The 12,351-nt window shown below is 62.9% G+C and carries 9 protein-coding genes; 3 read left to right on the forward strand and 6 right to left on the reverse strand.

Going from position 1 to position 12,351, the window contains the following annotated elements; all coding sequences use genetic code 11:
• Nucleotides 1-117 precede the first annotated feature (117 nt).
• From AC57B1_RS07710 to AC57B1_RS07730, 5 genes are all read right to left on the reverse strand, one after another.
• Nucleotides 118-492: a DUF6984 family protein gene (locus AC57B1_RS07710; protein WP_496417145.1), complete on the reverse strand. Its 375-nt coding sequence runs from the start codon at nt 490-492 to the stop codon at nt 118-120.
• 1 nt (nt 493) lies between these two features.
• The gene (locus tag AC57B1_RS07715; RefSeq protein ID WP_496417146.1) at nt 494-2,641 is read right to left on the reverse strand and encodes a DUF6531 domain-containing protein; all 2,148 of its coding nucleotides are present in this window, start codon (nt 2,639-2,641) and stop codon (nt 494-496) included.
• A 475-nt stretch (nt 2,642-3,116) separates the two neighbouring features.
• Nucleotides 3,117-4,277: an MFS transporter gene (locus AC57B1_RS07720; protein ID WP_496417147.1), complete on the reverse strand. Its 1,161-nt coding sequence runs from the start codon at nt 4,275-4,277 to the stop codon at nt 3,117-3,119.
• A gap of 152 nt (nt 4,278-4,429) precedes the next feature.
• A complete protein-coding gene (locus tag AC57B1_RS07725; RefSeq protein WP_091800783.1) occupies nt 4,430-5,596 on the reverse strand; it encodes an MFS transporter in 1,167 nt (388 codons plus the stop codon).
• Between the two features lie 191 nt (nt 5,597-5,787).
• Nucleotides 5,788-6,612, reverse strand: a complete 825-nt coding sequence (locus tag AC57B1_RS07730) for a crotonase/enoyl-CoA hydratase family protein (RefSeq protein ID WP_496417148.1) — start codon at nt 6,610-6,612, stop codon at nt 5,788-5,790.
• 87 nt (nt 6,613-6,699) lie between these two features.
• Between AC57B1_RS07730 and AC57B1_RS07735 the strand changes: the two genes are divergently transcribed.
• Nucleotides 6,700-7,317 (forward strand): plasmid fertility inhibition factor family protein, encoded by a 618-nt coding sequence (locus AC57B1_RS07735; protein WP_091796632.1) that lies wholly within the window; start codon nt 6,700-6,702, stop codon nt 7,315-7,317.
• Between the two features lie 53 nt (nt 7,318-7,370).
• On the opposite strand, the gene AC57B1_RS07740 is transcribed toward AC57B1_RS07735, so the two are convergent.
• Nucleotides 7,371-8,369: a 2-hydroxyacid dehydrogenase gene (locus AC57B1_RS07740; RefSeq protein WP_496417149.1), complete on the reverse strand. Its 999-nt coding sequence runs from the start codon at nt 8,367-8,369 to the stop codon at nt 7,371-7,373.
• Nucleotides 8,370-8,811: 442 nt separating this feature from the next.
• Between AC57B1_RS07740 and aspT (AC57B1_RS07745) the strand changes: the two genes are divergently transcribed.
• The gene (aspT, locus tag AC57B1_RS07745) at nt 8,812-10,494 is read left to right on the forward strand and encodes an aspartate-alanine antiporter (RefSeq protein ID WP_496417150.1); all 1,683 of its coding nucleotides are present in this window, start codon (nt 8,812-8,814) and stop codon (nt 10,492-10,494) included.
• 146 nt (nt 10,495-10,640) lie between these two features.
• Nucleotides 10,641-12,323 (forward strand): aspartate-alanine antiporter, encoded by a 1,683-nt coding sequence (gene aspT, locus AC57B1_RS07750; RefSeq protein WP_496417151.1) that lies wholly within the window; start codon nt 10,641-10,643, stop codon nt 12,321-12,323.
• The last annotated feature ends 28 nt before the right edge of the window (nt 12,324-12,351 follow it).

Here is a 12,351-nt window from a genome sequence, read left to right on the forward strand (position 1 = left end):
CTGCCCACGAAGCCAATCAAAATACGGTGCGTGCCCGCATGCCGGATGGTTTGGCCAGCGGCAATCTGCGGGGTTGTCCCTATGCAGATGAGTGGCAAGTCTCAAAAGTATCGAGATTCAGGTTGGCTTTCCCCGCTCGCTGACGTGCACGATCTTCAGTGTCGTCCAGTCTGGCTTTAGCAGAGGTCCATCCCCCCAACGTAGGAATTCAAGCTGAAACAGGCGATCCGAAGGATCAGCAAAAAGGAGAACATCCACCACCGCGCCATCAGCATCTCTCAGGGTGCCTTCATACGGATAAGTATGTTGGCCTCGCTCATTTGGGCGATCGTGACCGTGGATATGAAATAAGACTAACGAGCCGTCATCCAGCATGGGCTCGGCGCGAGCACTCGTCAGGTCATCTAAAAGCCTCGCTGCATTCGTGGGGGCAAGCCGTGCCGCCACGTCGCGGATAAACGACTTCTCGCTGTCAGTTAGTTCCCGTCTCATGTCACTTAATCACAAAGATTGTTCCGACATTAATCTCGCCGTTTGGCAGCATGTATGCTCTCCATTGGACCGGTCTGCCATCCACCTCTATGCGCCCCAGTTTGTTCTCTCCTGGAACCATATCAGAACGCGTCGCGCTCAATTCGTCGGCCACCATACCCTCAGCCTTATCCAAATCTAAATTATCAGCTTTCGCGCGGTTGATATAGTGGTCGCGCTTGAATGCAATACCTTGCGTACTGTTGGCACCGGACGGTTTGCACTGTTTTGCCTCGGTCGCTTGTTGAATACCATTTTTCGCCGTCCACATCGGGTCCCGTGCGAGTTGGAACACGAGCCACGCAAACCGAGCGCCCGCGTAAATCGCGCACTCGGGACATACGGGCGCTAGTCCCGCTTCCTGTGCAGACCGCAACAGCTTATTCGGGCCTATAAGGTTAGGCGCTGGCCCAGCTGGTACGACCGCGGATTCAAAGTTGTCAATCCAAGTGTCAATTTCGTCATCGCTGACGGACAGGTCGGGGCCGAGATTGGTCGACACAGTGCCGGCGCGCGCTACCAGCGTTCCATCGTCCGCATAGGTATAGTTAACTTTAAACGCGCGCTTCACATTGCCATTGAGCGGGCTTGCGTTCTCAAAATATTGAAAACCGGACACCCTTCCACGTGAATCGTAATAGGGGTTCGCGGTGAAGCCGCTGCTGCCGAACTGGATTGCCCGGTGCGCTGAATCCCGAAGCTCGATCGTAAAGACCTTTCCAGACTTCCGGTCGACGATCGACCGGAGGTTGCCTGTCAAGTCTTGGGTTATCCCCCATTCTCCGGTCAACTGGCCGTCGTCATACATCTGCGCGAACGTCAACTGATTTGATGCGTTGAACACCATCCCATAAGTACGGCTCGGTCCGGGAGCTAGAAGCGCGGCAAAACCGTCGGCGCCTGTCGCATCCGTTGTCCTTCGTTCGCTGATGCCAGTCGGATTGCCGTTCGCGTCATAAACATACGTACGGAGCCATCCTGGCGATGCGACCATATAGGGACGCAAACTGACGGAGTCAGCGTAGCGTACCGACGTGATCGCCGTGCCGCCCGAAGCACTGATAGAAGTTGCTTGAACAGGACGATTGTTGTCGTCGTACTTGTATTGGATGTTCTTCCCGTAGGGCGCGACATCGCTGGTCAGATTGCCCCCCGCGTCCCAGGTCATGCTGTAGCCGGCGTCGCTTCCCGTCGCGCGCAACCTTCCGGCGATCCCGGAATAGTTCACCGTTGTCGTGCGCTGGCTGCTGGTTATGGTCGATGCATTAGCGCCATAAGAAAACGTCACGTTCCGCTGTGCGTCCGGATGGGTTACTGACGTCGCACGTCCCATCGCATCGTATGACCAGGTAGCGATACGAGCCCCTCTCTCGTCTATCACGCCAGTCAGAGCACTGTTGAACCGCGGGTCCTCATAGGCATAACGGCGGATGCTCCCATCCGGCCAAGTGACGGAAATAAGGTTGTTATTTCCGTCATAAGCGTACTTCGTGACATTGCCGGTCGAATCTGCAAGTTGAGTAACGCGCCACTTCGCATCGTAAGTCAGACGGATGGCAAGATCGTAGTTTGAGTTTGATCCTGCAGCATGATCAGTAACCGCGACGAGCAGTCCCGCTGCAGGCGCCACCGATCCTGGGGTATTCGCATCGCTGTACGAAAGCGTAGCGACCCGGCCATCGTGTTCCGTAACGGACAACAGAACGCCTTGTGCGGAATAGGCTTCCCGGCTGCCATTGGTCAGGTCATCGAGCGTCCACGATGACGATCCCTGAGTCAACGATAACGGCGTTCCGTCGGTGGAGCGCCATCCTCCTGAACCTTTGGCAAAGGTCGCTGGGTGGCCGTCTTCTCGGAAAGCGGTTACCCGTGACGGGACACCATTCACGCCCGCAAGATTCAACTGGCGCTGCCAGTTGTGAAACCAGAGCGAGCCGAAGCCGGAATCCGGACGAGTAATCGGGCGAGCGCGGTAGGTACGACTGAATATAAAAGGGCGGTCGTCACCGCTATGAAAATCGACTTCCTTGATCGTCGTTGCACCCGAACCCGGGTAGACCGGATCGGCCACTGAACAACTGTTATCCGCACTTGCGTCGTCGGGTGGCATTCCACACCACCTCGTGATTCGAGACGGCTCATTGACGCAATAGTGGTTCGATAAATTGATGGGCGTATTACCCCACGCGTTTGCGAAGCAGGTTGCGGTTCCTTGTATTGCTCCTGATCTCGCGTAAAGCGGGGCGCAAACTCCGTCCCCGCTTTCGGCGTTCGCCCCGAATGCAATCATCAGCAGCATGAGCGCTGCCACCAGGCGGCCCACCACTTCCGCTGGTCTCCCATCAGTTGTGTTTCTGCTCATAGTCCTCCCTATGGGTTGTGCTTTCTCCAAGCCCAGTTACCCTATAGGGACCGCAATGAACGGAAGATCCGAAATTTCCTCAAATTCCTGCTAGTTTTCGCAATGACGTGCCGCTCTCCATTTGCGCCTGCGCATGACGTAGGAAAACAGCCCAACATTCGTCAACCACTCACCAAATATGACGGTTCGACCATGGCACCGTTATCGCGCTAAAGCCCGCCAATCACCCCGCAACCCCCACCGGCGCATGCCGCTTCTCCCACCAGACCGCGCCGAGAAACGCCAACGCCGCAGCGAGCAGCACGCCGACCATCGCGTCGTTACCCACACTCTTCATCAGCGCACCGGCCACCAGCGGGCCGCCGAAACTGGCCGCGCTCCACGAGGCGCCCACCAGCGAGCTGGCCGACACCAGCGCGACACCGCGAAAGCGTTCACCGCAGGCCACCAGCGAGAGCGTGTAGATCGCGCCTGCCGCCGCGCCAAGCACATAGAGCAGCGGCCAGCAAAGCCACGGTGAAGTGGCCGCCCAAGGCAGAAACGGCAGCAACGCTACGACGACCACACCGCAACAGATATGCACCCGCTCGCGGCCGAGCCGGTCGGCGAGCCAGCCGATCGGAAACTGCATCGTCGTATCGCCAAGGAGCAGAGCCGAGGCGAACAGCACGGCCACCTCGCTCGTGATGCCGTGCGACATCGCGAAGAGCGGCAGCAACGAGAGCGCGATCGTGTCGAACAACGCGAAGAAGCCGGTGCCGATCACGAGCGCCGGCATCTGCGGTAAGACACGACGCCAGCTGCCGTGCGCCGCGTGCTCGTCGTCGGAGGCTTGGGGCGTCGTGCGGATCGCGGCAAGCATCGGCAGCGCCAGCAGGAAGATCGCGCCGCACAGCAGGAAGCGCCAGTGCGCGAAGCCCGCGATTTGACTCACCAGCACCGGCCCCGCCATCTGGAACAGCGTGAAGTTGGTGGCGTAGATGGCGACGACGCGGCCGCGCGAGGCGTCGTCGGCCAACTGGTTGACCCAGGCTTCGCCGATCGTGAAGAGGAGCATCAGTGCCGCGCCGCACAGCACGCGCAACACGGCCCAGAGCCACAGGTTCGCGGTGAGTTGCATCAGCGCGGTGGCGAGCGCCACCACCAGCACGGCACCGACGATCACCTGGCGGCCGCCGAAGCGCGCCGCGATCCAGCCGGCGAGCGGCACGATGACGAGCCCGCCGCCCGCTTGCGCGGCCGTCAGCAGACCGACCACGTCGGTGCCATAGCCGGCTTGCGTGAGCGCGAGGGCCGTGAGGGGAAGTGTCGCGCCGCTGCCGAGTCCGACAACGGCGACACTGAGGATCAAAGCGAGGAAATCGCGAGTGAGGATGACTTTCATCGGCCGAGATGCTACTACGGCCGCGAGTCATGCGCAGTCTGGATCGAGGTTGCGATGTGAGCCGTTGCTGCGCCAACTCGCCGGCACGAGTGTGGCCGTGAGTCGTCGCGCAGGGTACGGATAAGCGGCGATAAGGGCGCCGATCAGGCCAATCAGCCCGCCACGGCGACCCGTTGCGCGCGCCGGTCGATCGACACCGACCACAGCGTCAGCACGAGCGCGCCGATCGAGGTCGCCACACCGACCCACGGCAGCGTCGTGAGTGGCGCGCCCGCGCCGATCGCCATGCCGCCGAGCCACGCGCCCGTCGCATTGCCGAGGTTGAAGGCGCCCTGGTTCAAGGTCGAAGCCAGATTCGGCGCATGGCTCGCGCGGTCGACGATCAGCATTTGCAGCGGCGGCACGATGGCGAAAGCCAGAACGCCCCAGGCGAAAATCGTGATCATCGCCGGAATTTCGGCATGCATGGTGCCGGCAAAGATGGTCAGGATGACGACGATGGCGAGCAGAAACGCCACCAGCGAAGGCATCAGCCGCCAGTCGGCGAGCTTGCCGCCCAGTGTGCTGCCCACCGTCAGGCCGAGACCGAACAGGAGCAACACGAGGGTCACGGCATGCGGCGTAAAGCCGGTCACGTCTTCGAGAATCGGCGTGATGTACGTGAAGGTGGAAAAGAGACTCGCCGATGCGAGCACGCTGATGCCGAGCACCATCAGCACTTGCGGGTTCTTCAACACGCTGAATTCGCGGACGAGGCTCGCCTTCTGCATTTCGATCTTCGCCGGCAGGCACACGGCGAGCGCGGCTGCCGCGACGAGGCCGATGCCCGTCACCGCCCAGAAGGTGGCGCGCCAGCCCACCGCCTGGCCGAGCGCGGTGCCGAGCGGCACGCCCAGCACGTTGGCGAGCGTGAGGCCCGTGAACATCAGCGCGATGGCTTGCGCGCGGCGGTTCGGCGCGACGAGGCCTGCGGCCACCACCGAACCTATTCCGAAGAACGCGCCATGGCAGAACGCCGTGACGATGCGCGCGGCCATCAGCACCGCGTAACCCGGCGCAACCGCGCACAGCAGATTGCCGACGATGAACACGCCGATCAGACTCATCAACGCCTTCTTGCGCGGCATGTTGGCAACCGCGATCGCGACGATCGGCGCGCCGATGGTGACACCGAGCGCATACGCCGACACCAGCATGCCGGCGGCCGGGATCGACACGGCCAGGTCACGCGCGACATCGGGCAGCAGCCCCATGATCACGAATTCGGTGGTACCGATTCCAAAAGCGGCAACGGCAAGGGCGAGCAGAGGCAAAGGCATGATGAAGGAGCGTGAATCGGCGCGACGGGGGAGCGTCGCGCGGCCGGCGCGCGTTTTCGGGGCGAGAACGCGTGCGCCGGACAAGGGGCAAAGCAGTAGGGGATTCTACCTAAGTCAAAACAGCCTTGCTGACCGTCAGGGCCGTTGTTGTTTTTCGCTGAAAACCGCGGCGGCTCGAACTCGCTTTTTGGCTAACGCGGGCCGTCGCCGGTATCGAAGATGTTGCCGTGGCGGCCTGCGCCTCCGGCGAAACGCGCCGCGCCGGCCACGCCTTCTTCGAAGACGGCGTGATAGCCGCCCGCGCCTTCGCGACGCAGTGCTTCCGCGAAATCATCCAGCATGCTGTTTTCCAGCACGGAGCGGCGATCGGCGAGCAACGCCGCCTGCGGCAACGCGGCGAGCTCCGCCGCCAGCTGTTCGGCTGCCGCGCGCGCCGTGCCTTTGGCTACGACGCGGTTGGCGAGGCCGAAGCTGAGCGCTTCCTGCGCGCTCACCGCGCGGCCGGTCAGAATCAGGTCCAGCGCGCGTGACAGCCCGATCAGACGCGGCAGGCGGATCGTGCCGCCGTCGATCAACGGAATCCCCACGCGGCGGCAGAATACGCCGAGCACCGCGTCGTCTTCGACCACTCTCAGATCGCACATTGCGGCCAATTCCAGACCGCCCGCGACCGCATAGCCCGCAATCGCGGCAACGACCGGCTTGCTGAAGCTCGTGCGCGTCGGTCCCATCGGGCCGGGGCCGCGACCGTCGGCGTGTAGCTCGTTGCGGCGGGTGTCGTCGGCGAGAGCGGTCAGGTCCGCGCCGGCGCAGAAGGTGCCGCCCGCGCCGAACAGCACCGCCGCGCGCCAGGCCGGCTCCGCTTCGAAGCGGGCGAACGCGGCGCTGAGCGCCTGCGCGACAGGACGGTCGACGGCATTGCGACGCGCGGGCCGCTCAAGAACGATCGTGGCGACGCCGATATCCTGATTAGCTTCGATGCGCACGTGGTCATTGAAATTATGCGTGGTTACCATCGTTGTCTCCGTATCGATCCGCGTTACCTGCTCATTCGGGTTTTCGCGCGGTGTATTCATGCAGCGTAGTTAATACCGTGGCCTGTCATGCTTCTTTCACAATCGGCTCGTAGCTTTAGCGCTCTCCTAACGCGCTGGCGATATTTCGCTGGCTTATCGAGCCTGCCTTTGCCCTTGTCCAATTCATCGTCAACCGCCGCGCCGGCTTGTGCCGAGACGGTCTGGACCGTGCCGCTGCAAGAGCATTCATGGTACGACCATGTGCGCCTGAAACGCGTCTTCGTCACGGATGGCACGCGCCATCAGGTCGTTCTCGTCGACGTGCGCAAGCTGCTCGTGTGCGCCGATCGCGACAACACCGATTATGTTTTGAAGCCGGTCGCCGAATGGCATTCCGGCAAGGTGCGCGGCATTCGCGAGTTTCTCGATCCGGAGAACCCGCGCATTCCGCAGATGCCGTACGTGACGATCTCGACGCGTCGCGGGCCGGGTCTGCTCGGCTGGTTCGGGCTGGAGCGCGAGGGCGTGGTGGCCTTCCGCAATGGCCAGCATCGCGCGCGCTATCTGGCCGACGCGGGCGCGCGCTGGTTTCCGGTGGAAGTGCACGAGCGCGAAGCGATGTTGCTGCGTGAGCTTTGCGGCGCGGCAGACGATGCGCGCACGGCGGTCCGCGCGACGCCGCTGAACGGCAGCGGCGGAGTTTAAGCGGGCGTGCGCATGGCAATCCAGGCGACACCGCAAAACAACAGCAGTGGAATCTAAACCGCTGCGCGCACCACGTTGCGCGGCGTGCCGGCCTGCCACGCCGCGACGTTCGCGAGCGTGGTCTGGGCGATCTCGCTCATCGCCTCGCGGGTGAAGAACGCCTGGTGCGCGGTGACGATCACGTTCGGGAACATCAGCAGGCGCGCCAGCACGTCATCCTGCAAGGGCAGGTTCGAGTGGTCCTCGAAGAACAGGCCGCCTTCTTCTTCATAGACGTCGAGCCCGAGGTGGCCGAGCTGGCCGTCCTTCAACGCGCCGATCAATGCATTGCTTTCGACGAGACCGCCGCGGCCCGTGTTGATCAGCATCGCGCCGCGCTTCATCTTCGCGAGCGCGGCGGCGTCGATCAGGTGGTACGTGCCCGCCACCAGCGGACAATGCAGGCTGACGACGTCGGACTCGGCGAGCAGCGTGTCGAGCGGCACATAGCGGGCGCCGAGCGCGAGCAGGTCGTCGGCGGGCGTGCCGGGATCGTGCGCGAGCACCTGCATGCCGAAGCCCGCCATGATGCGGCCGAACACGCGACCGATCATGCCGGTGCCGATCACGCCCACGGTCTTGCCGTGCAGATCGAAGCCGAGCAGTCCATGCAGCGAAAAGTCGCCTTCGCGCGTGCGTGCGGCGGCGCGCGGCAAACGCCGGTTCAGCGCCAGGATCAAGCCGACCGCATGCTCGGCCACGGCGTGCGGCGAGTAGGCGGGCACCCGCGCGACGGTGATGTCGAGGCGTTCGGCCGCGGCCAGATCGACGTGATTGAAGCCCGCCGAGCGCAGCGCGATCATGCGCGTGCCGCCGGCATGGAGCCTCTCCAGTACCGCCGCATCGACGCTGTCGTTGACGAACGGGCACACCACTTCATAGCCTTGGGCGAGGACGGCGGTCTCGCTGTCGAGGTGTGATTCCTGGAAATGCAGCTCATAGCAGTGTGACGCATTGGCTTCGCTGAACGTGTCGCTGTCGTACTGGCGGCTGCTGAAAAGAATGATGCGCATGTCGGACTCCGAAGATGGCGTGCCAATGCTAAAGATCATTTTTTGCGAAGATGAATTGGCCAGGAGTTGAAAATAATATTGACAGCTTCGCCGAACTACAATATTTATTAAAAAAGCAGTCTTAAGAAAGCATGTTCACTCATGCTGTAATAATTGGCCATCAGCAGACTAAGTCTTTTTCACGGCGTTGGGCTACTTCGCGAGGAAAGAGTGACTGTCGAGCTATCGAAAATCCGTTCCACCGCCACGGTCGCCGTTGCAATGCGGCATCTCCCCTTGGACGCGATTCGCGTCATTCAATTGCCATAAATTGTGTTTTCACTCAGTCGCTATGCCGGTTGAGTAATGTGGCGCGACATACTGGGTGAAAATGAATTCATTGGTATTTGGGGAATGAATCTTTCGGCATCCTGCTAATCAACCCAAAAATCGGCGAACCAACATGATCGGTGAATTGCTGAGATCTCAACCCGAGATCGCGCTGTTCGCAAGCCTTGCAATCGGATATTTCATTGGCTCGTTCCGCATCGGGCCCATTCAGCTTGGCGGCGTGTGCGGCACGTTGATCGTCGCGTTGCTATTGGGCCAGACAGGCGCACGCCTCGCTCCCGATCTGAAGAACATCGCGTTCGCGTTGTTCATCTTCGCGCTGGGCTTCACCGGCGGACCGCAGTTCTTCGCCAATGTCGGGCGCGGCTGGCGCTACGGTCTGCTGTCGGTGGTCGAGATCGTTTCCGTGCTGGCGCTGATCATGATCGCGGTGGTCGTCATGCGGCTCGACGCCGGCACGGCAGCCGGTCTGCTGGCCGGCGCGGCGACGGAATCGGCCGTGATCGGCACGGCGTCCGAGGCGATTTCCAAGCTCGGCTTCAGCGATTCCGAAACGCTGCGCTTGCAGGCCAACATCGTGACCGCGTACAGCGTGAGCTACCTGTTCGGCCTGATCACCATCGTGCTCTTCACGAGCCAGTTCGCGCCGCTGCTGTTGCGCGTCAATCTGCGCGACGAAGCCGAGCGCGTGTGGCGCAAGCTCGGTGGCGACGGCGCGTATGGCGAGGGTCAGCGCGCTGCCGCGCCGGCGCTAGTGGGCCGCGCGTTCGAAGTCGGCGCGGCGGCCGGCACGACGCTCCGGGCATTCGAACAGCAGTACGGCTTCAACCTGACGGTCGAGCGGGTCCGGCGCAATGGCGCGGAGGTGCCCGCCGAACCGCAACTCACGCTTGCGCGAGGCGACGTCATTCTGGTGGGCGGGCGGCGCGAAGCGATCGTGGCGGCCGCCGCGGGTCTCGGTGCCGAAGTGGACGGCGCGGACTTCGGCCAGGTGATGGCCGAGAAGCTCGACGTCGTGCTGACTCGCCGCGACCTGCACGGACTCACGGTCGCGCAGGTGCGCGAGCAGGCGACGCCCGAAAACGGCCGCGGCGTCTACATCGCGGCGGTCACGCGACTCGAGACCACAGTGCCCGCGCTGCCCGGCACCGAACTCAATCGCGGCGACGTGGTCACGCTGGTGGGCGGCAAGGCGGATGTTCTGCGCGGCGCGAAGCGTCTGGGCTACGTGGTCGTGGCCACTCAGAAGACCGACTTCGTTTATCTGGGGCTGGGCGTGCTGGTCGGCATGGCGATCGGTCATCTTGGCGGGCGGGTCGGCGGCGTGTCGATCGCGCTCGGCACGGGCGGTGGCTGTCTGCTGTCGGGGCTGCTGTTCGGCTGGATCCGTTCGCGTTATCCGGTGATCGGCTCGCTGCCTTCGGCGGCGGCGCAAATCCTCAAGGACTTCGGTCTCGCCACTTTCATCGCCGCGGTGGGTTTGTCGGCGGGACCGGACGCCATCAAGCTGGTGCGCGAGTACGGACTCGCATTGCCGGTGGCCGGAATTCTGATGGTGCTCGTGCCCGGTCTGCTGTCGCTCTGGATCGGCAGCATGTTTCTCAAGCTCGAGGCGCCCATGCTGCTCGGCGCGATTGCCGGCCAGCAATGCAGCACGCCTGCGATCAGTGCACTGGTGGGCGTTACCGGCAACTCCACTCCGGTGATCGGCTACACGATCACGTACGCACTCTCGAACATTCTGTTGCCGCTCATGGGGCCGGTGGTCGTCGGCCTCGCCGGGAAATTCCACTAGGCGGCCAGATGTGCCGGACGTGGCGCGCCATGCCATGCCACGTTTGGCCGATGCAGCAGACGGCACGCGCGGCGCGACACGATTGCGCTTTGCCTGCGCAGGCAGCAACCAGTACTCAGTATCGCAAACTATCCAGCGAGGGCACGATGGACTGGCTACATCACATTTTTCAGAAATCTCCGGAGATGGCGCTATTTCTGTCGCTCGCGGCGGGGTACTTCATCGGACAGATCAACTTCGGCAAGTTTCAGTTGGGCGGCGTGGGCGGCTCGCTGCTGGCTGCGGTGGTGATCAGTCAGGCGGGCGTGACGATCGACAACGGCGTGAAGTCGGTCATGTTCGCCGTCTTCATCTACGCGGTCGGCTACGACTCCGGCCCGGGCTTCTTCAACTCGCTGAACCGCAAGACGCTGCGTGAGATTGCCATGGCCGTGTTTCTGGCGGTCACCGCGCTGATCACCGTGGTGGTGTGCGCGAAGCTGTTCCACCTCAACAAGGGGCTCGCCGCCGGACTCGCGGGCGGCGCGCTGACGCAATCGGCGATTATCGGCACGGCGGGCGACGCGATTGCGCGTCTCGGCCTGCCCGCCGATCAGGTCAAGTCGCTGCAATCGGACGTGGCGATCGCCTACGCGGTGACCTATGTGTTCGGCTCGTTGGGCGCGATCATCGTGTGCGTGAATATCCTGCCCAAATTCATGGGCCAAAGTTTGCGCGATGCCTCGCTCGAAGTGGAACGCGAACTGACCGCGGGTGCGGCGGCCAGCGGGCCGGGGCAACTCTCAGCGCTGCCCGAGATGGTCGGCCGCGCGTACACGATCGATGTCAGCGCCGGGAAAACGGTGAAAGCCGTCGAGACGCAGCATCGAGACCTGTTGACGATCGAACGGATCAAGCGTGACGGCCAGCCGCTCGACCCGGCGCCCGATCTGGTGCTGAAGCCCAACGACGTGGTCCTCGTGGTGGGGCGCCGCGAGGCCGTGGTCGAATTCGGCGCGGCCGGCGGCGAGGTTGCCGCCGTCGAAGATGTCGGCGTCGTCATGCAGACACGCGAAGGTGTGTTCACGCGCAAGGGCATGAATCACACGACGATCGCCGCCGCGCGGCAAGTGGTGGATCGCGATATGCGGCACGGCGTCTACATCCAGAGTATTTCGCGTGCCGGTCAGCCACTGCCGGTCCTGCCGGAAACCATCCTGGAGCACGGCGATGTCATCACTTTCTACGGTTCGCCGAAAGACACCAAGCGCGCTGTCGAGGCAGCCGGCTACGAGCTGCCGTACACCAACAAGACCGACTTCATCTACATGGGCGTCGGCCTCGTACTCGGTCTGCTGATCGGGCTGATCGTCGTCGATGTCGCCGGCATTCCGCTCACGCTCGGCTCGGGTGGCGGCTGCCTGCTGGCCGGTCTGCTGTTCGGCTGGATGCGCGGCAAGTATCCGATGTATGGCGTGATGCCGACGGCGGCCTCGCAACTGCTGAAGGACTTCGGCCTCGCGGCCTTCGTGGCGGTGGTCGGTTTGAACTCCGGCCTGCAGGCGGTAGTCACCGTCAAACAGAGCGGCTTGACGATCTTCCTGCTCGGTGTGTTCGTCACGTTGTTTCCGTTGTTGCTCACCATGCTGTTCGGCCGCTACGTGCTGAAGTACAACAACGCGGCCATTCTCGCGGGGGCGCTAACCGGCTCGCGCAGTGCGAATCCGGCCTTCGGCGGCGTGCTCGACAAGGCGGAAAGCGCCGTGCCGACCGTGCCGTTCGCGATCACGTACGCGATCGCGAACGTCGCGTTGACACTGCTCGGCCCGCTCGTGGTCGGGCTCGTGTAGCGCGCGTCTATCGATCTCTGTTACGCCG

This window comes from Paraburkholderia sp. BGA-UO-ETr-F21 (assembly GCF_059567925.1).

Coding starts and splice junctions, on each gene's coding strand:
- AC57B1_RS07710 (WP_496417145.1), bottom strand. CDS start 492: ATGAGACGGGAACTAACTGACAGCGAGAAGTCGTTTATCCGCGACGTG.
- AC57B1_RS07715 (WP_496417146.1), bottom strand. CDS start 2,641: ATGCCACCCGACGACGCAAGTGCGGATAACAGTTGTTCAGTGGCCGAT.
- AC57B1_RS07720 (WP_496417147.1), bottom strand. CDS start 4,277: ATGAAAGTCATCCTCACTCGCGATTTCCTCGCTTTGATCCTCAGTGTC.
- AC57B1_RS07725 (WP_091800783.1), bottom strand. CDS start 5,596: ATGCCTTTGCCTCTGCTCGCCCTTGCCGTTGCCGCTTTTGGAATCGGT.
- AC57B1_RS07730 (WP_496417148.1), bottom strand. CDS start 6,612: ATGGTAACCACGCATAATTTCAATGACCACGTGCGCATCGAAGCTAAT.
- AC57B1_RS07735 (WP_091796632.1), top strand. CDS start 6,700: ATGCTTCTTTCACAATCGGCTCGTAGCTTTAGCGCTCTCCTAACGCGC.
- AC57B1_RS07740 (WP_496417149.1), bottom strand. CDS start 8,369: ATGCGCATCATTCTTTTCAGCAGCCGCCAGTACGACAGCGACACGTTC.
- aspT (WP_496417150.1), top strand. CDS start 8,812: ATGATCGGTGAATTGCTGAGATCTCAACCCGAGATCGCGCTGTTCGCA.
- aspT (WP_496417151.1), top strand. CDS start 10,641: ATGGACTGGCTACATCACATTTTTCAGAAATCTCCGGAGATGGCGCTA.